This window comes from Psychrobacter sp. ANT206, assembly GCF_056880555.1.
In genome coordinates, this window is sequence record NZ_CP096271.1 from 2382744 (window position 1) to 2401470 (window position 18727).

Annotated in this window: 20 protein-coding genes; 10 read left to right on the top strand and 10 right to left on the bottom strand. The window is 42.7% G+C overall.

Annotated elements, in window-relative coordinates; all coding sequences use genetic code 11:
- Positions 1-133 precede the first annotated feature (133 nt).
- The 3 genes from M0221_RS09875 to M0221_RS09885 all read right to left on the bottom strand — a co-directional run bounded on the left by M0221_RS09875 (position 134) and on the right by M0221_RS09885 (position 2163).
- Complete coding sequence (locus M0221_RS09875) at positions 134-1096, bottom strand: lysozyme inhibitor LprI family protein (protein ID WP_483283726.1); 963 nt, start codon at positions 1094-1096, stop codon at positions 134-136.
- Positions 1097-1172: 76 nt separating this feature from the next.
- The gene (locus M0221_RS09880) at positions 1173-1586 is read right to left on the bottom strand and encodes a hypothetical protein (RefSeq protein ID WP_149409278.1); all 414 of its coding nucleotides are present in this window, start codon (positions 1584-1586) and stop codon (positions 1173-1175) included.
- Positions 1587-1881: 295 nt separating this feature from the next.
- Positions 1882-2163, bottom strand: coding sequence for a DUF503 domain-containing protein (locus tag M0221_RS09885; RefSeq protein ID WP_483283727.1), 282 nt, complete (start codon positions 2161-2163; stop codon positions 1882-1884).
- Positions 2164-2302: 139 nt separating this feature from the next.
- Between M0221_RS09885 and M0221_RS09890 the strand changes: the two genes are divergently transcribed.
- The 3 genes from M0221_RS09890 (at position 2303) to gorA (ending at position 5001) form a co-directional block, all read left to right on the top strand.
- A complete protein-coding gene (locus M0221_RS09890; RefSeq protein WP_483284780.1) occupies positions 2303-3109 on the top strand; it encodes a threonine/serine exporter family protein in 807 nt (268 codons plus the stop codon).
- A 1-nt stretch (position 3110) separates the two neighbouring features.
- Positions 3111-3563 carry a threonine/serine exporter family protein gene (locus tag M0221_RS09895; protein WP_010201359.1) on the top strand — a complete coding sequence of 151 codons (453 nt, stop codon included), beginning with the start codon at positions 3111-3113 and terminating at the stop codon, positions 3561-3563.
- A gap of 82 nt (positions 3564-3645) precedes the next feature.
- A complete protein-coding gene (gene gorA, locus M0221_RS09900) occupies positions 3646-5001 on the top strand; it encodes a glutathione-disulfide reductase (RefSeq protein ID WP_483283728.1) in 1356 nt (451 codons plus the stop codon).
- A gap of 150 nt (positions 5002-5151) precedes the next feature.
- Here gorA and M0221_RS09905 read toward each other — a convergent pair whose 3' ends face one another.
- Positions 5152-5520: a hypothetical protein gene (locus M0221_RS09905; RefSeq protein WP_483283729.1), complete on the bottom strand. Its 369-nt coding sequence runs from the start codon at positions 5518-5520 to the stop codon at positions 5152-5154.
- Positions 5521-5624: 104 nt separating this feature from the next.
- On the opposite strand from M0221_RS09905, the gene M0221_RS09910 reads away from it, so the two are divergent.
- Positions 5625-5834 carry a hypothetical protein gene (locus M0221_RS09910; RefSeq protein WP_149409416.1) on the top strand — a complete coding sequence of 70 codons (210 nt, stop codon included), beginning with the start codon at positions 5625-5627 and terminating at the stop codon, positions 5832-5834.
- A gap of 20 nt (positions 5835-5854) precedes the next feature.
- Here M0221_RS09910 and M0221_RS09915 read toward each other — a convergent pair whose 3' ends face one another.
- Positions 5855-6508: a GNAT family N-acetyltransferase gene (locus M0221_RS09915; RefSeq protein WP_483283730.1), complete on the bottom strand. Its 654-nt coding sequence runs from the start codon at positions 6506-6508 to the stop codon at positions 5855-5857.
- Between the two features lie 233 nt (positions 6509-6741).
- On the bottom strand, positions 6742-8382 hold the full coding sequence (locus M0221_RS09920; RefSeq protein WP_263241631.1) for an FAD-dependent oxidoreductase: 1641 nt from the start codon (positions 8380-8382) through the stop codon (positions 6742-6744).
- Positions 8383-8553: 171 nt separating this feature from the next.
- On the opposite strand from M0221_RS09920, the gene truD reads away from it, so the two are divergent.
- Positions 8554-9735: a tRNA pseudouridine(13) synthase TruD gene (truD, locus tag M0221_RS09925; RefSeq protein ID WP_263241630.1), complete on the top strand. Its 1182-nt coding sequence runs from the start codon at positions 8554-8556 to the stop codon at positions 9733-9735.
- Positions 9736-9786: 51 nt separating this feature from the next.
- On the opposite strand, the gene M0221_RS09930 is transcribed toward truD, so the two are convergent.
- Entirely contained in the window at positions 9787-11307 is a 1521-nt protein-coding gene (locus M0221_RS09930) for a GGDEF domain-containing protein (RefSeq protein WP_483283731.1), read from the bottom strand.
- 166 nt (positions 11308-11473) lie between these two features.
- Complete coding sequence (locus M0221_RS09935) at positions 11474-12355, bottom strand: PHP domain-containing protein (RefSeq protein ID WP_049751816.1); 882 nt, start codon at positions 12353-12355, stop codon at positions 11474-11476.
- 154 nt (positions 12356-12509) lie between these two features.
- On the opposite strand from M0221_RS09935, the gene ispZ reads away from it, so the two are divergent.
- From ispZ to M0221_RS09960, 5 genes are all read left to right on the top strand, one after another.
- Positions 12510-13061, top strand: coding sequence for a septation protein IspZ (gene ispZ, locus M0221_RS09940; RefSeq protein ID WP_011514294.1), 552 nt, complete (start codon positions 12510-12512; stop codon positions 13059-13061).
- A 155-nt stretch (positions 13062-13216) separates the two neighbouring features.
- Complete coding sequence (locus tag M0221_RS09945) at positions 13217-13546, top strand: YciI family protein (protein ID WP_011514295.1); 330 nt, start codon at positions 13217-13219, stop codon at positions 13544-13546.
- The gene (locus M0221_RS09950) at positions 13543-14037 is read left to right on the top strand and encodes an SH3 domain-containing protein (RefSeq protein WP_020444145.1); all 495 of its coding nucleotides are present in this window, start codon (positions 13543-13545) and stop codon (positions 14035-14037) included. The genes M0221_RS09945 and M0221_RS09950 overlap by 4 nt, the downstream gene beginning before the upstream one ends.
- Positions 14038-14136: 99 nt before the next feature.
- On the top strand, positions 14137-16230 hold the full coding sequence (gene mnmC1 / locus M0221_RS09955) for an FAD-dependent 5-carboxymethylaminomethyl-2-thiouridine(34) oxidoreductase MnmC1 (protein ID WP_483283732.1): 2094 nt from the start codon (positions 14137-14139) through the stop codon (positions 16228-16230).
- Between the two features lie 59 nt (positions 16231-16289).
- A complete protein-coding gene (locus M0221_RS09960; protein ID WP_483283733.1) occupies positions 16290-16910 on the top strand; it encodes a hypothetical protein in 621 nt (206 codons plus the stop codon).
- Positions 16911-17026: 116 nt separating this feature from the next.
- Here the strand turns inward: M0221_RS09960 and M0221_RS09965 are convergent, their stop codons facing one another.
- The gene (locus M0221_RS09965; RefSeq protein ID WP_440826387.1) at positions 17027-17701 is read right to left on the bottom strand and encodes a DUF4112 domain-containing protein; all 675 of its coding nucleotides are present in this window, start codon (positions 17699-17701) and stop codon (positions 17027-17029) included.
- Positions 17694-18617, bottom strand: a complete 924-nt coding sequence (ubiA, locus tag M0221_RS09970; RefSeq protein WP_263241621.1) for a 4-hydroxybenzoate octaprenyltransferase — start codon at positions 18615-18617, stop codon at positions 17694-17696. Before ubiA ends, M0221_RS09965 begins: the two co-directional genes overlap by 8 nt.
- Positions 18618-18727: the final 110 nt, after the last annotated feature.

Consider the following 18727-nt stretch of genomic DNA (forward strand, 5'->3'; position numbering starts at 1 on the left):
GGGCGGCCTTTTCGTTGGGTGATAGTTAAGCAATACTTTGCACCAATGCAGGAGAAAATCTATAATTTTCTGATTATAAATAAGATGTAGCTAATCTCGCTTCTCGACGCAACGTTTACGAAATTAGTTAAAGTTAGAATAACTCAGGATAATCTTCTTCTAACTCTTTAATTTTCCGCAATGTAGTAGTATGCATACTCATAGAATAAATCATAGGCTGCATAGAACCACCTTCAACTACGCTAGACTTATATTGCGCCTCGCTTTCGCGATATTTCTTCCATTTGAGGATAGACTCCTTAAATAAATATTTATCAAAATCCAGCATGTCAGTAAAATCTTTGTTTCTTAATTTACTGATATAACTTTCAAGCTTTATATCAAGTTTATCGAACTCGTTATGTGCCTGAACGTTCATGTCAGTTTGTGTTTCTGGAGCATCTGGATATAATTTAGAATGAATGAAATCAGTAGTATTTTCTAAAAATATTTTAGTGTTTGAAAACAATTCCTGAATAAAATCTTCATTGACTTCTACTTTTGTTCCAAACTCATGGCAAAATATATGCCTTAATTCGAATACAGTAACAACACTCTTTAGAATCTCATTAGCATTACTTTTAAAACTACTATTAATCAATTTCTGTTCATCAAATATACTTTGAGTTTCAAAATTATTTAGTTCATGTAAGAATTTTATTCCTAACAATATTGAGATATTATTATCAATATCACTTATATTATTACAAGATAGTGTATGTGAAATGAACTCTCCAATTGTCAATTTTTTACTCTGAATAGCATTAACTATACTATAATCAAATTTTTTATTTGAGTTATTGAATTTTTCGACATTATTTGAGTAGGGTTCTCCATAATCTATAATCTCTGCATATAAAGAACGAAAAAGTCCCTCCATGCAAGCAACAAGAGCTATAGGTATATATTTGAAAACCTCTTCACTTATATGATCGTCACCAGCATTACTTTTAAGTAATTCTTGCAATGAGTAAAGTCTTAAGTAAACTTGATGGCTGTCCGCAAACTCATTTCTTGATTTTAAATCCATGATTTCTTTTATAGCATCTCTAGCCATCATATCCTCCATAGGATGTGTTCTACGCACTCTTTAATATAGGGGTTTTAAAGGTGCGTAGAACGCACCCTACAGATCATCTTTTAGACATTTGATAATGAAAATCTGCTAATACTTCGTCATCAAAACCTTCTTCTTTAAGAGAAACAATAGACTGTAAAAGCTGTCCATTATCAAGTATATCTATCTTACCAGACAGAACAGAATCTTGACTATAAATGCTCTCTTTTATCTGCATACTTATATACTCTCTTGCCATAGCATTTGTATAACTTCTATATTTATAATAACTGTCTAAATCGTAGCCATGTTCTCTGAGCTCTTCCTCATCTTCTACTCCTAACTTGGCTTTTAACTTGTGAATCCAGTGAATCCACTTTTTATTCTCTTTTATAAAGTACTCTCCGTTAAAAGCATCAGTATCCTCTACTCTTTTAAAATTTAATGCTAATGCTAATTCCACACTATTGTCATAGTTCATTTTCATCATATACAATTTCCATTTAACGTTCTTTAAAAAATGCAATTTTTAAGTTAATAGCACAGTGGGTAAAGGTTGCGACACTCAGCAACAATATCAATCAAACCTTAACTACAATATCTACCTTTATAAGCATTTTAGCCCCGATTGTAGCGTTTATCCTTGGTTAACCACTAGATTGCGGTGACTTAGCTAGGAGCAATATCGAGACAACAGGAATACTACTGGCTATTAGTCATCGCTCTAGTGGGCAACCAAGATATTAGCGAAAAGTGGGATTGGCTCTCTACGAAGACACCATAAACTAAATAAACTCCCTCTCAACATTCATCACCCGCGCATCTACCGTACGTTCTACTTTTTCCTCAATCTGACTACACTGCGATTCGACCTCACGTTTAGACAGCCCGACGATCACAAACGTCCATTCGCTGGCATCATGCCGATCCCGCTCACCACTCTCACATACCGCGACGCTTGGCGTATTGCCAAAGCGTGCATGCAAGCCGCCCATACGTTGGCGTTTCTCCTTTAATGAGCTACAACCGGGCAGAGCAAAAGTCAGCGTTAAGATAGCGATATGCATTTTATTCTCCTTGCGACAGTGGTTTACGCTTTATAATAGTAGCAAATAAGCACGGCAAGTTATGCTATCGTTACCTTGCCTCATCGATACATTATAACCATTCACAAATATCACAATAGCCAACATGCGTACACCCTCAATGACCTCTACCAGCTACGTACAGCAACAGCACATTACTCGATTATGCGTGCGTTGCGGCTTACTCCTTATGCAATATGGCGCTGAGTCTGCCGTAGTGGTGGACTTATGTAAACGCTTGGGGCTTGCTTTGGGGATGAACAGCGTGGAATGTTCGCTGAATTTTAATGCCATTACCTTAACCACTATCTGTGATGAGCGCTGTATCACCACCACCAGAGACACGATCAATCAGAGTATTAATGTCAATTTATTGGTACAAATCCAGCAAATCGTCAATAAAACCGAAGCCCTCACAGATAATGATAATGACAAACTGAAGCCTGAGCTGACTGAACGCACCACACTTGCCTTTGATGAATTAGATAAGACCGTTTACCCGACGTGGCTAGTGGCTGTGTTTGTTGGCGCATCTTGTGCTGCGTTTGCTTATCTAAATGGTGGCAGTTGGTCAATTACCGCCGTGACCTTTATCGCGGGTATGGTAGCGATGTTCACCCGTATTTATCTGTCCAAACACCATTTCAATCCCTTTATAGCGGTCATTGTGACCGCTTTTATTGCCTCTTTAATTGGGTCGACGACCTATTATTTTGATATTGGTAATAATGCCGATATTGCTGTTGCCTCTAGTGTACTCTTATTAGTACCAAGCTTTCCTTTGATCAATTCTTTCTCAGATATCCTAAAAGGCTATGTCAATATTGGGATTGGGCGTGCCGTTTTTACCTATATGCTGACTTTGTCCGCGTGCGTTGGTATCGTAATGGCGCTGGGATTACTTAGAATACAGCACTGGGGGTTTTGACATGTGGTTCATTGAAACCGTGGTGCTGTCGTGTATCATCACCCTTGGTTGGACGCTGATGTTTAGCGTTCCCAAACGTTACATTTTGCCTTGTTTGCTGATGACCGCGTTTGGATTCGGGCTAAAAACAGCGCTTGTCTATCAACACGTCCATCTCGTTGTGGCCAGCTTTTTTGGGGCGATGCTTGCCAGCTTTTTGGGCGTCTACTTTTCTAAAAAGTACACGCTACCGCCCAAAGCATTAATTTCGCCCAGTGTCATCTGTATGATGCCCGGTATCGCTGCTTATAAAGCAATGGTCAGTATGGTACAGATTGGCTATTTTGGATTTTCCGACGAGTTATTTAGCCAAATGATGGTGTATTTATTTGAGGCCCTATTTGTGACCTCAGGATTGGTACTGGGTTTATCTATTCCTGGACTATTATTCTATAGACGTCGTGCCATCGTATAGATGGTGGACTGTTCTTAGCTAGGCACTGTTTTCAATTAACGTTCAAAATTACATTAACAACCCCTTAATAAAGAGACTCAATATGACAAAACATTATGACTATATCGCCATTGGTGGCGGTAGCGGCGGTATTGCCTCGATCAACCGCGCCGCAAGCTATGGCAAAAAATGCGCCATTATCGAAGCCCACGAATTGGGCGGCACTTGCGTGAATTTGGGCTGCGTACCTAAAAAGGTGATGTGGTACGGCGCGCAAGTTGCCGAAGCCATTCATAAATATGCGCCAGATTATGGCTTTGACGTCGAGTTTAAAGGCTTTGACTTTCAAAAACTGGTGAATAGTCGCCAAGCCTATATCGAACGCATTCACCGCTCGTATGACAATAACTTGGGAAAAAACGGCGTCGAGGTGATAAAAGGTTTTGCTAAATTTGTTGATGCACACACGGTCGAGGTCAATGGCGAACTTATTACCGCTGACCATATCTTGATTGCGACGGGTGGTCACCCTCTTCGCCCAGATATCCCAGGCGCAGAATACGGTATCGATTCTGATGGTTTTTTTGCTTTAAATGAGTTGCCAAAACGTGTCGCTATCGTCGGCGCTGGATATATTGCTGTTGAAATCGCTGGTGTGTTAAACAGTCTTGGCGCTGAAGTCCATCAGTACGTACGTGGACATACGCCACTGCGCTCATTTGACCCCATGATCTCGGAAACTTTGACGATAGAGATGGAGAAGTCGGGTATTCAATTGCATACTAATACCACGCTCACCGAAGTTGTTAAAAATGACGACGGTAGCCTGACTTTATGTTTCGAGGATGGCAGCCTAACAACGGTAGATTGTTTGATTTGGGCGATTGGTCGCGCGCCTTCTACTGATAATATCAATTTGCAAGCGACGGGTGTAGAGACGACCGAGAAGGGCTATATTAAAGTCGATAAGTTCCAAAATACCAATGTTAAAGGGATTTATGCGGTCGGCGATGTTACCGGGAACAAAGTTGATTTGACGCCAGTGGCTATCGCCGCAGGTCGCCGCTTGTCGGAGCGTTTGTTTAATAATAAGCCTGATGAGCATCTAAACTATAACTTGATACCGACGGTTGTCTTTTCTCACCCTGCTATTGGCACGATTGGTTTGTCTGAGGAAAAGGCTGTCGAACAATATGGCAAAGATAATATCAAATGTTATAGCTCGTCATTTACCCCTATGTATCACGCGGTGACCACACATCGACAAAAATGTCGCATGAAACTGGTCTGTTTAGGCGAAGATGAAAAAGTCATCGGTCTACATGGCATTGGCTTTGGCGTAGATGAGATGATTCAAGGCTTTGCGGTAGCGATAAAAATGGGCGCGACTAAGGCTGACTTTGATAATACCGTTGCCATTCATCCAACTGGCGCAGAAGAGTTTGTGACGATGCGCTAGCAATGGACTAGGTAATATTAGTAATAGTCTTATCTATTATATAAAAAGGATACCGTTTGGGTATCCTTTTTTATTATCAGCAACCAATAGAAGTGCTTATTTATTAGCCCTTATTTATTGGCTCTTATTTATTAAAAAGTATCAAAGCCTCTAATTACCCAATACCCACTCATCATTGACTAGATAAACTTTAAATCCCGTCTTGTTGGTTTGGCTATTACCCGCTATCGTTTGGGTGACATCAGCGCTACAGAGATAGGCGTTTTCACCCTCAATGGCATCGCAGTCGATATTCTCAATGCGCTCAAGCTTTGGCATCATAGTCTCCATCATGCCGCTTATGGCTTTTGCCATCTTATCATTGCCTGCGTTAGCCTTTGCGTCCTCTACTATCTTGGTAGTTTGCTCATATTGCGCTTCGATCAGCCCTTCAACCGTATTTTCAGGAGGCGCATTAGAACACGCGGTAAAAAACGGCATGAATACTATAATGAATACCGATTTTTTGAAATTTCTCACGTCGTCGTCCTGATATGTTTATAAAATTTAAGGTGCGGATAATTCAGACAGTACAATCGGGATGCTGCTATGATGTGCTTAATAATGATGGTTGCGAGATAATCATGTGGCAGGCGTATTTTTTTATATTACCGATTGGGCTTGGCATTTTAACCTTGGTTGTCAGTCTGATATTTTTATTTGCCTATATCACCTCTAATGACAATGCCACACGCTTACCAGCATTTAACTGGTTTAAGCGCTTAATTGTGGTGGCATTTTTACTGCTGAGTATAGGACTGTTTATGACTTTCAAATACTTTTGGGGTCGATAATATTAGCCTTTACATATTTTTTAACTGACTGGTTTTTCTAATTCTAGTAATTCCAAATCCTGACGCTTTGGCTCGCCATTATTACCATCATTTGGAAACGGCATTTTATTGCCATTTAGCTGATAACCACGGCGCTGATAATAAGACAATAGCTCAGGACGATGGCTTAAAATAGACATGGTCAAACGAGCCGGCTTTTTATTGGTTGCTTGACTATCAGTGGCTTGCTTATCTGATTGCAAATGACGACCTGCAAATGTCTCAGCTGCTTGCAAAATCACGTTGCCAACGCCCTGCCCTTGTAGCTCAGGATGGACGGCAAACATGCCGATATAGGCTTTTTTATCACCAGCAGCATTAACTTGCATATCTACTCCGATACATCCTAACAGCTCACCCGTTTCTTTTCCATCACGCTCACCTGTTATGGTTTTTGGATAAACGAAAAGATAATGGGTGGGATTAGTGATGGTACTAGCCAGCTCATCTTGAGTGATACGAATACCACCGATTAAGTCTGCTTCGTTGGTCCAGCCTTCTGTCTGCCGATAACAACGATTCAATAGCTGCTCAAGTGCGTCGATATCACTAGCTTCTGCTTGGCGTAAGAAAACAGTTTCTTTATTGGCATTTTCGTTATTAATATTGTCGTTATTAGCCTGGTTTTCATTCATATTATTTTGTCCTTTTATTATCCGTATGTTCAGTTCATTACAAAAAGCTCATAAAGAGGCAGATAGAAATTTTTGCCGCCTCTGTCGGCGGAGGCACAGCACGCAAGAAAATTTCTATCTGCCTTATGTATTGATAAAATACGTGAGATTTTTATGTGATACCTATCCTAGATTAAAAAGCTGACCTAAATAAATAGCTCAGCTTTAATAGTAATATTTATCCGTTTTCATTACTAGCGCGATAACGCCTGCGCTTGCTCGATGATATCAAACCCTGCGTTAATCTGTGCCCGTGTTGGCGCATGACCTTGGCGTAATAACTCAGAGAATGCCACAAGCTCCTTATCACGTCCAAGCGAGCTTGCTGCACTGGCACGCATGTTTTCATCTTCGTCATCGAAGTAGTATTCTATGTAGTTAAAACTATCTGGCGAACCCATTAGAATGCCATGATCTGGCGTCGCAGCATGTCCACTATAACGCAAACTTTTGCCATATTGCATCGTCCAAAAGAAAGGAATACGCTCCTGAAGCGATTTGACGTTATCGTCATTTAAGATAGCAGCTGCCGTCACCATGCCATGTTGCAATGCAACCCGCCAGTGCTCAATACGCATACGCCCCAGTTGATTGGGCGCTTTGGCAATATCCCCCAACGCATAGACACCATCGCGCAGTTGTAAATGCTCATCGACTTGTACGCCATCTGGATGATTTGTATTCTGTAATAACTCGATACGCGGTGCGACACCTGTTCCTAAAATGACGATATCAGCATCGATTTGCTCACCATTGGCTAATTTGACGCCAGACACTTGTGAGAAGTTATCTTCGTTATTGTCAGTAGTATTTTTAGCTGCAGTGATTTCAGAGACGCTGGCATCAAACACGAACTCAACACCATTTTCTTTATGCAATTTAATCAGCGCATTACTGACCGTTTCTGAGACGATATTGCCCATCACGCGATGGTCTTGACCGATAACAGTGATAGAAGCAGTAGTACCCGATTGCGCCAATGCTGACGCAACTTCCATACCGATAAAGCCCGTCCCGACGATGACTACGCGCTGATCATGACTGGCGGCTTTGATTAATTTGGCATCATCCATACTACGCAAGGTATAGACACCATCAAGCGTTGCCCCTTTAATAGGTGGAATCTTGGGCTCAGCGCCGGTTGCCACAACCAAAAATTCCGCTGTTAGCTTGTTGCTATCACCCTTTTCATCTGTTATCACGATACTACGCTCATTGAGCAACACTTCACTGACCGTTTGCTTTAAGCGCAGTTCAATATCGTGTTTGCTTGCCCAATCTGTACCGCCCAGTAATAGCTTTTCTTCTGGCATATTACCGGCCAAAAAAGCCTTGGATAATAAAGGACGATTATAAGGGGCTTTGTCCTCGGCACTCACCAAGGTAATCTTGCCGCCGTAGCCAGTATTGCGCAGCTGATGGGCAGTCATAAACCCTGCACCACCGCCGCCAACGATAATGGTATGAGTATCAGTCAGCTTATCATTTTCAACCTGCTTATCTATCTTGGCTGAGGTATCAACCGTTAGGCTATCGCCATTATCTATGATTTGATATTGAGTCAAGCCTGTTGTCGCGATTGGCTCCAGTAATGCGCCGTCGCTGCTGTCAAAAGTTGCATGATGCCAAGGACAAATAACGCGATTACCACAACGCAAACCTGTACCCAAATCTGCTCCAGCATGCGGACATTTGCCATCAAAAGCACGAAACGTGCTGTCGTCGCGGGTAATTAAAATGATACTATCGTCATCTTGCTTATACGATTTCATGCCGCCGCTGACAATATCAGCTTTGTTGATAGTGACTGTATTTATAGTAGCTGCCTTACTCATAAGTCATCCTTAACGGTTATAATGGTTCCTGTTTAAAGCGTGTCGAGACTTATCGATAGTAGCAAGCCTCCTTCACTTATGCTGTTCTTTTGTATATTGACCACGTTGCAAAACGTAATGACTGCTTTTTTAATCCCTATTAATGTTCTATAAAACGTAAAAGACTATCTTATGACTGTTCAAGACCATGATATTACCGCTGCTACTGATACTGCCAATTTACCGCAGCCGATACAGCCGCTGTTAAAGCATGCTACTTACAAGGCTCATACCACGGATTTTATTGTTAACGAGTTGCTACCATTAGAGTTCACCGGTGAGGGTGAGCATCTCTGGCTACATATCCAAAAGTCAGGGATGAACACGGCGTATCTTGCCAAATTATTGTCCGAATGGGCGGATATTCCTTTACGTGATGTCGGCTTCTCAGGACTGAAAGACCGTCATGCGCTAACAACGCAGTGGTTTAGCTTGCGCATACCAAAGAAGCAATTACCAGACTCTGAGTTTGCGCCCGTAGATATCGGTGCTAATGAGTCAATCACTATCCTTGAACAGCAGTGGCACAATAAAAAACTCAATCGCGGCACGCATAGAGCCAATCAATTTACCATTACTTTACGAGATATCCAGTTTGCTGATTTAGAAGTTACAGCGTCCGAGCAGGATTTATCGGCTAAACAAAGTGACAAAAGTGCTGTCGAGCAGCATTTAGCCAATATCAGCACAACGGGCGTGCCCAATTATTTTGGCCCGCAGCGCTTTGGTCGCAGTGGCAACAATATTAGAGAAGCATTGTCATTGTTTGCGCGTCCTGTACCTGAGGCCCGTCCGCCGTCTAATAAAGGCAAACGTAAACGCGTGCCACGCGAGCAAAACACTATGGAGCTATCGGCGGCACGCAGTTTGATATTCAATGAGATATTGGCAGCACGTGTCCGTGATGGTAGTTGGAACAACGGACTTGCAGGTGAAGTATTTAATCTAGATGGCTCAGGCTCGATATTTGCAAGCGACGAGATAGACGATACCTTACGAGCCCGTCTTGAATCAGGCGATATCCATCCGACCGCCGTGCTGTGGGGCACAGGTAATGAGAAGGTCAGCGGCAAAGCGGCAGCCATGGAAACTGATATCGTAGCGCATAGTGCATTGTTAACACAGCTAGCCACAGGTCTAGAGCAGCGTGATATCAAGGCGCAAAGGCGAGCACTACGATTACCTATTGAAGCATTAAGCTGGGAATGGCAGGATACAGAAGGTAGTCAGATACTAATCTTAAACTTTACTTTGACGACCGGTAGCTTTGCGACCAGCGTATTAGCAAGTTTGGTACAAGAATTAAATACCTAGACATTATCTATGTCATAACCGGTTAAGGACCTAAAAGGTTAAAGTACTGATTTATTTGCTAGCGGTATAAAATGAGATAACCGTGCTATTTTCTGCTGCTAGTATCTCGTTGGCACTAACGACTTGATTACGTCCGCGATCCTTGGCTTCGTATAGTGCTTTATCAGCGATACAAATCAAGCGCTGGCAAATGTCGATGGGCAATTGTGCCTTCGCGATTTCTGTGGCGACTCGTTTTCTTCTGTGAGCAATTCTTCGTTGCGAGCTGTTTTGTATTGGGCTACTTTTTTGCAATTCTTTAATAGATAAACGGTCTTTTTTTGAATTATTTGGCGATTGTACATTTTCTTTTGCCTCATCAGCCCTATATTCACTTTGAATATGAATACGCTCAGCATGCGTCAAGGTATAAACCCCTAAACTTGCCGTAACATTAAAATCTGTATGGTTGTCGCCACTGATGACTTGCTCAGCAATATCTCGTCGCAGCTGTTTAGCAATCGTCATGACGCTATCATGCGAGGTATCTGGGAGCACGATTAAAAACTCTTCTCCACCATACCGACTCACAATCGCCTCTTCTGTCAATGAATTCAATAAGGTCTGTGCAACCTCTGACAATACTTGATCGCCAACATCATGACCATAATTGTCATTAATGTTTTTGAACCAATCTAAGTCTAATAATATAATACTGACGTCCTGCTGATCTCCCATTGCCAAAAGCGCCTGCTGCATTTGCGTTAAGCCATAACGGCGACTTTTCAGCTGGGTCAATTCGTCATGATTGGCATACTGCATAATCTCCGCTTTACTGTTATCCAATATCAACAGCAGCGTGCGAAACATATAGATGATAAAAATCGCTTTTGGCAGCGACATATAAATATGTGTGCTGCGCCAAAAAAAAGCGGAAGAAAAACGCAGTTGATTAAACGTATCCCAGCTAAGTGTCCCATTTTGAAATATGGACGCAGAGATGGCATTTTCGATAGCCGTGGTCTCGCTATAGGTCAAATAGTTATAGCTATCCAAGGGAAAAGAGGACGCTGTCATTTGTTGCAGGTTGGGAATCGTAAAGCCGAAATAGGGAATTAATGTAGCCGAAAAAATCAGCATACTATGAGCCAAAAAAGCCTTCCATACATAACGCCGCCGTATAAGCATCATACCCAGCATCGCCCCGCCCACCAGCGACACCCCAGCAACCAAGCTGCTATGCCCCATTACCAAAATAACCACCGCAATATAAGTACTATAAAGTGTGATTAATACCGCCTGCCACGTATGTAGCGAGCCGTGACCGGTTTTGATAGGCGATGAGCGACTGATCATCCATAAAAAGAAGAGTCCAAGCAGCGTAATGCCAATCCATAAAGGATACAACAGCGACATGTCAACATAGGAGCTATAGGTCTCTCTACGAAACCAAACATACAAGCACCAGAACCAATGTAAGGTAATTTCCATCAACACAAACAATGCTAGCAGCAATGCTCTATCAGCAGCCTGCCACTCGAAAATCACTCGAGAGAGTTTTCTATAGCCTAGATGAGATATCGAAAAAGCCATAATGGGCTACCGAAAACAATGAAAGTGATTGAGTTAAAACCAGAGCAATCCATCCGGTGTCATGATTGATACTAAATCTGAACTTATCATTGAGTGTGGCAATTTTTGATCTATTTATCAATCCGTTTAATTGATTCATCGGTCAATAAGTGCAGCCGTTTTCTATTTAAGATAAAGCCGCAAAAGATTGCCAGATACCTTGCTGTTCGGGATGCATGTTGGGGACATCGCCCAAGCGTCGCCATGGCATATTACTCCCATGAAAGTCACTACCTATCGATGCAGCAAGCTTGTGCTCAGCAATACTACGGTCAACCATTTTACGCGTACTGACAGGCTCACTATTGGCAGGTAACTCACAAGCATCACCACCAAGCTGCGCAAATTCTTCGATAAGCTTACGGACGCGCGTCGCTGACAGCTGATACCTCGTTGGATGTGCCAACACCGCTTTGCCCCCACATTCCTGTATCAGCTCAATGCCGCGCTGCATCGTCAGCGCCTCGATCGCCACATAAGCGGGTTTATTGTCTGCCAAATACTTATCAAAGGCTTTTTGTACCGTCTTTACTTCACCGCGTTCAAATAACACTTGCCCGATATGTGCGCGCCCAACTGCTTGCGGGTTGCCACTAGCTTTAGCAAGAACAGCTTGCCACAGCTCATCATAATCGATACCAAGCAGTTTACTGAGTTTTTCTGTAATACGTTGACCGCGAGTCGCGCGGCTGTCTTGCAACTGTTGTAGGGTGGCGTGCATTTTCTCGCGGTCGGTAAAATCAAGACCAAGTACATGAATAATTTTATTGGTAGATTTATTTTTACCGTAGCCGCCGCTCAAGGTATGCTCACAGCTGATTTCTACGCCATTAATCAGTTGTATATTGCAAGCTTCCGCCGCGGCGCGTGCTTCATCGATACCTAGCAAAGTATCATGATCGGTCAAAGCCAATACATTAATGCCAGCCGTATGGGCGCGCTGTACCACTTCTGCCGGCGCATAAGTGCCATCAGAGCAGGTACTATGACAATGTAAATCGATTTTCATAAAGCAAGCCTTAGAGTTTTGAGTATTCTTGAGTAAAATCAGGTTAAAAGCGCCAAAGCAACTCATATCAGAGGATTATAGTGTTGATTGCTTTTTTTTGGCGCAGTAGACGTGTAAACTAGCGCATACGTTTTAGTTGGACATTTTATTTGCTATGAAAGCCTTATTAGACTTCATTCCTTTGATCGCGTTTTTTATTGCTGCTCGTTACAATGGTATTTTGGCAGCAGCTGGCGCATTGCTCGTTGCTACTATCATCGTCTATGCGATTCACTTTGTGCGTCAAAAGGGCAAGTTCGACAAACAGCAATGGGTCGTCTTATTGTTAACCATCGTTTTTTGCGGTGGTACCCTGCTGTTGCGTGACGATATTTACTTGCGCTGGAAATCACCGATTATTAACGGTATTTTTGCGCTAACGCTATTGGTCAGTGCCGCAATCAATAAACCTTTGATGCAATTGGCAATGAAAGATGTTTTTTCGCTCACGATGAGTGGTTGGAAAAAACTGACCATTGCTTGGGCATTGTTTTTTGCGATGATGGCGGTCCTACATTATATCACGGCATTTACCATGTCTGATGAAGCTTGGATTAACTTTAAAACTTATGGCTGGATTCCGCTTATGCTGGTATTCGTAGTTGCTCAGTTTTTGTTATTAAAAAAGCATCTGAACCCTGCATTAACGGATAAGTCAGCTAAATAAAAGTCAAATAGCAGCTGATAACTTAATAGTAGATATTTTGTTATCTCTGAATGCCACTGATAACTATCATGCTTTATAAAGTCTGATAAGACAAAATGACGCATGATAGTTATTGATTCTAACGCTCTATTTTTATTATTAATTGGGGAAGCAACATGTCTTTATTCGCCATTATTGGTCATGACGTAGCAGGCAGTAGCGCGCAACGTCAGCTGACACGCCCAGAGCACGTTGAGCGCTTACAAGTATTGAATCGTGAGCAGCGCTTGATTATCGCCGGTCCAACCCCTATCGAGCACGGGAAAAGCGAGATGTCAGGCAGCCTGATTATCGCGGACTTTGACTCGCTTGAGGCAGCTCAGAACTGGGCAAGCGCTGAGCCGTATCTGCGTGACGGTGTCTACAGTCATGTCGATATCAAGCCATTTATTCAAGCCCTACCAGCAGTGAATGTCAGCACAACAAATGAGGTAGCATCATCGTGATTCAGCGGTTACTCTCATTAAAAAGTCGTAAAACTGGTCTTGCAAGTACTGCTTTTGCGGGCATAGTATCCATTACTTCCCTGTCAATGTCAGTACATGCAGCGCCAACACTGACTACTCAAACCGAGCCCGCAGCAGGGATTGTGCCAGCACTAATTGCAGCTAGCAACGCTCCTCAATCGACCGACCTTCAAACAACTGCTCCGGTCATAGAAATGGCTACCGCAGCAAAGCCTGCTACCGATATTAACGATACCTTGGCGGCACAGCTGCAACCATCAAATAAAGCTTTATCGGCTGCCAACCAAGAATTACTAAGCCGTAATGCCCAGCTACAACGCCAAGTCAATGATTTGCAGACGCAAGCAAACGTCTTGGTTTATGAAAGTCAAGGTCAATTATTTTTATATGGTGCATTTACTGTTTTGCTTAGCCTATTGGTCGGTATTTTCATCTCATGGCTGGTGTTTGTCCGCCGTGAACGCTGGTAGTTGCATTTTTATCGATTGAAATCATCTATTGGATTGATGTCTACCGATTTGATGCGCCACTTCCTACTTGCTTGACCACTGTGGGGTTGATAAATAGTTATGCCCAAACCAGCTTCTATGGCTATTAATACAACCAAAAGCACGACACCAGCACATGTTATCTCTCCAGCCAACATTGAGTGGCAAACTGATGACGCTGGTAATGAAGTGCCAGTATCAGGTGAGTTTGGCGATGCCTATTTTTCGCAAGCAGATGGTTTAGCAGAATCTCACCATGTATTTTTGGAGAACAATCAACTTTCAGAACGTCTAGCGAATCTTTCAGCGAAACAATGCTTTACGGTCTTCGAAGTGGGTTTTGGTACAGGACTTAATTTACTCGCGACTTGGCAGTTGTGGCGACAGCTTCGATTAACACATCCGCACTTAGCAAGCACCCGTTTGCACTTTATTACTACCGAAAAACACCCCGTCCCCTTTAATGACTTAACAAAGATACTTGCCCCACTGGGACAACGTACACCTGAACTGGCACTGTTGATTGAGCAACTTTTAACCAGTTATCCTCCTCTTATCGCTGGTTGTCATCGGCTAAATTTTATTGAGGATAATTTAACCCTTGATATCTGGCTAGGTGATGCTAGTGATAGCTTAGCAAGTTTAGATAGTGCAGTAGCTACTCAGCGTCCGTATATCAATGCCTGGTTTCTAGATAGCCTTGCGCCTTCTTGCAATGAGATCTTATGGACAGAGCGTATCTTTAGCCACATGCAACGCCTATCACGTGCTGGCACGACTGCTGCTACCTATAGCTGTGCAGGTATCATCAAACGTGGATTACAGTCGCAGGGTTTTGTCATTAAAAAGAGCAAAGTGCTTGGGTCTAAGCGTGAGATGCTCACGGCCGTTATGAGCGAGATGTCATCTTTAGATAAGCCTATTTCAACCTTATCTAATAAGGTGCCTTTGTCCAACTATCCTAATAATGCAGTCGTTATTGGTGCTGGTGTGGCAGGACTACTGACTGCATGGTCACTTGCCAATCGTGGTATAAGAGTGACAGTGCTCGATAAAGACGCACCGCTGGCTGGTGCATCCGGTAATCCGCGTGCCCTACTCGCCCCAAATATGACGCCTATTCATCATGTTTATGAGCATCTGCATTCTATTGGCTATTTATACAGTGGTCGATTATATCGATACTTTAATCAGCAAGCTGCTATCCAAAAATCGCCGCTGATACTTGAGCAGACCGGCACATTAGACTTATTGGTAAAAACCAATATTGGTACGGAGCAGATTTTAGATTATCCAGATGCTATGGCAACCACTGTTAGCCCCGAAAAAGCACAAGATATCATTGGTTTAAAAGATAAAGACTTAGCTCATAACTTGTATCTGCCACAGTCCGGTTTGGTCAATCCACAAGCCTTGAAAACTGTTATTCTTGCGCACTCCAATATCACCTATCGGCAGCTCAATATTGTTAATATTAAGGAAACCGAGAACAGTATCATTTTGACAGGTTCTAAAGAGGATAAAAATGCGAGCCAATCCTCTTTGACTATCACAGCTGACCATGTTGTGATTTGCGCGGCTTATGAAAGCCATCAATTGGATAAACGTATCGTTAAGTGCCGTACGATTCGCGGGCAACTGTCTTGGTTTACGCCAACTGCGCAGCAACTGATTCAATTGCCTAAATTGCCGCTCAAATACAGTGGCTACTGTGCGCCATTCATTGGACAGAGCGGTGATGCGGAACTGAACCATATTAGCGAAAATCAGCCACAGTTTTTACTTGGTGCAAGCTTTATCGATGGCGATACCAATATCGATGTCCGAGATGAAGAAAATCAGCAAAATTATGACAAGTTGATTGAAGATATGCCTGAATTAAGCAGCGTCTTGCCAAATGATATCAGTACATGGCATGCGCGTGCTGGCATTCGTACTCAAACGATGGATTATCATCCATTGGTCGGATTACTTGCGCAAAGTCAGCGTTTATGGACCATGTCAGCAATGGGTGCAAAAGGTTATGCGATTGCACCCATATGTGCCGAAGCCTTAGCAGATATGATGTTAGGCTGTTTTACACCTTTATCTGCCGCTATGTTGGCGCGCCTATCGCCCAATCGGGCGCGGCTACATAAAGTACATAAGCATAAAACACGTCAATCATTAATTTAGGTTCAATACCTTAGCTATATGCCTAATTATGACCCTCACTAATGGATAGCTGTCTTATTATGAAAACTCTTCCCTTTACCTTCATAAAATCAAAACCATATTTTCAGGCTGTATCTGCCATTTTTTTAAGCTTAACACTGTTGATTGCCTGCAAAAAAACACCAGAGCCTGAGACAGCTAATGAAACAGCCACAGAACTGGCAACTCAAACGACCCCTGTGACTTCCAACATTAATGCACCCAATGTTGTTGATGATATTAAAACCAACGCGTCTGCTGCGAATCCAGAACAAGATGTGAACTTAACGGAGCTAGAGGATAATCTTGGCACAACGGATACCTCAGTCATTGACCCTGCTCCAGCGCCCAATCCAGAGCAAGCCATTAAAGGCGCGCAAATCACGGATGTCAAATATCGAAGTGCCTCGGGCGAATCATTATCAGTCGTTTTTGAGACTTCAGCAGCGGGCATGCTTAATGCCATCATCACCTTACCGAACAAACCTAAAATGACCTTGAGCGCGCCTGAGGGTCAAGGTAATAATCCTACCTATCGCTCAAGTGATGGCAATGTTCAGCTAGTTAGTCATGCTGGCGGTGGTACGGTAGATTTTATTCAAAATAATAAAATGACAAGCTTTGATGCCATTAGTGCCGATGCAGAAGTGATTACTGAGTAAGCTTTATAAGTATAAAAGTATGTCGTAAAGTTAGTGGAAATGGCAATAAAAAAGGCTGCAAACGTTGATATCGTTGCTGCCTTTTTTATTGCCTAACTGACCTATTTTTCTATTATTTAACCAAATCCAGTAGTTTTACCAAACAGACTCACCAGCCAGCTCATCAATGACCACAAACCCCAACCGATAATAACAATGACAATGAGCCCCAACATATCAGGAATATGCAGATACAGCCAAGCAACTATTGGATTGCGCCAAAAAACTCCAAAACGACTCTGCTGCTTATCTTCAAGTGATTGATGCAAAAACGGTCGATCCATATGGATGGTTTCGGTGATGCCATACTCGTTTTGTAGATGCTCATGCACGATGCCCAAGGTCTTACGACTAGGACGAATAAAGATGTCAAGCAGCGTCCCGATACCCGGTACGATACCAACCACCATATCAATCAGTGCCAATCTAACAGCGGGCGTCATTTTATGTGCGGGTACACCGAGCTGACGACCCAATATAAATGCATAACTTGTTAATGCCAGACCTGCTAAATCTCCTGCCAGCGGAATGGTCGAAAGCGCAGCATCTGCGCCCATGCCTTGCTTGGTGAAAGGCACACGTACGAGCGAATCCATGGTATTGGCAAATTTTGCCAATTTACGCTCCGTCTCAATCACCTGCTCGCGCGTCAAACCATTCTCAGCCAGTCTCGCCTCATAATCTATCTTAGAAGCACTATGCGCAGATGATTTCTTGGTCTTTAGTCTCGAAAATTTATTGATTTTATCCATTAAAAGTCGTCCAGATACAAGCGATGGCTATAAGAACAAAAACGTAACGTCCTACCCATATATTGGCTAAAAATGCTTTAAAACAAGCCAAAGCATTACGACTGGCACACGCACTGTTTTGCTTAGCAAACATCATCGCGACTAACGCCAAGCCAAAGACTGGCGTAATACCTAAACTGGTTGGCGCAAAATAATGCCACATGACTGCGCCCATGATAACTAAAAACAACATCTGTAGTAACGAGATGATAATCACATCATAACGACCAAATAATATCGCGGTTGATTTGACCCCTATTTTTATATCATCCTCTCGGTCAGCCATTGCATATTGAGTATCATAAGCGACTGTCCAACACATATAGGCAAGGAATAACAACCAACACCATATATCAGGCGCGCCTTGTATCGCCACATATGCCATCGGTATCGCCCAACCAAAAGCAGCTGCCAAAAACACTTGCGGCAAATGCGTATAACGTTTCATAAATGGATAAATAAACGCCAATATGACGGCACCAAACGACCAATAGAATACTTGAATGGGTAAAAACAGAAGCAAACTTGCACTCAATAATACTAATACTGAAAAAGCTGCAATTGCCTCTTTAGCAGACAGACGGCCATCAGCTAACGGACGACCTTTAGTACGGCTTACGTGACCATCGACTTTACGGTCGGCAAAATCATTAATCGCACAGCCTGCTGCCCGCATCAATATCGCTCCAAGGGCAAAAATCACAAAGATACTGAAACTGGGTAGTCCTGCCGTAATGCCTGCGCCTTGTTGCTGCGCCTGCCCCATCGCAGCGAATAATACACCCCATAATGTTGGCCATAGTAGCAGTTCAATACCTACTGGCTTATCAAAACGTGTCAGCTGAATATAAGCTTGTAGCTTGTCGTTAAATGTCATGGCGTTTTAATTATCATGGATAGAAAATAGTAAATAATGATTTGGGTGTATAGCAATTTAGTACATGGAACTTGGCGTACGCTATAGTGAGTTCAATATAAAAGAGTTAC